The 604-nt window shown below is 58.9% G+C and carries 1 protein-coding gene and 1 pseudogene; both read left to right on the forward strand.

Annotation, left to right across the window (positions count from 1 at the left end; translation table 11 throughout):
* Window positions 1-311 (forward strand): annotated as a pseudogene (locus PY650_RS36665) (ISL3-like element ISMdi2 family transposase); the annotation flags it as partial.
* A gap of 95 nt (window positions 312-406) precedes the next feature.
* On the forward strand, window positions 407-604 hold a 198-nt coding region (locus PY650_RS36670; RefSeq protein WP_285885001.1), incomplete at its 3' end, for a YecA/YgfB family protein.

Genomic DNA, 604 nt, shown 5'->3' on the forward strand with positions numbered 1-604 from the left:
TGAAGCATGTTTACGAACGTGCGCCGCAGCTTTCGGTTGCCGGGCATCTTTCTCGCCGATTAGCCGCAATATTGCGGGGTGATGATGCCTCCCTCCTGGAGGGCTGGATCGCTGGGGACGGGGACAGCGAACTGGCCTCTATGGCTGCCGGAATTAGCCGCGACATCGAGGCCGTCCGTGGCGCGATCAATCATCGATGGACGACCAGCCCCGTCGAGGGTCAGATCAACCGTCTGAAGACACTGAAGCGGCAGATGTATGGCCGTGCCGGCTACGCACTGCTGCGCAGTCGCGTTCTAATGGTGGCATAGTTGATAGTCAGAATGCCGGGGACGGAAACCATTTAGCATTGCCTGTGGCGGAGCGTCGGCCTTAGACTTATTCGACGTTCAACAAGGATTGCGATATGGCTGCGCATCAGACGTCCGTCACCGAAGCAATGAGCCTTGATGATCTCGATGATTATCTCATGTCCGACAGCTCTCCAGCGGAGAGTATGCTGCTGTCCGATCTCGATGGCTTTTTGACCGGCATCGCCGTCGGGCCGGAGGCAATCCCGCCCGACGAGTGGTTGCCGGTTATCTGGGGCGAGACCGCGCCTCAG

The sequence above is a fragment of the Martinezella calliandrae genome (assembly GCF_030272695.1).
Lineage (GTDB): Bacteria > Pseudomonadota > Alphaproteobacteria > Rhizobiales > Rhizobiaceae > Rhizobium > Rhizobium calliandrae.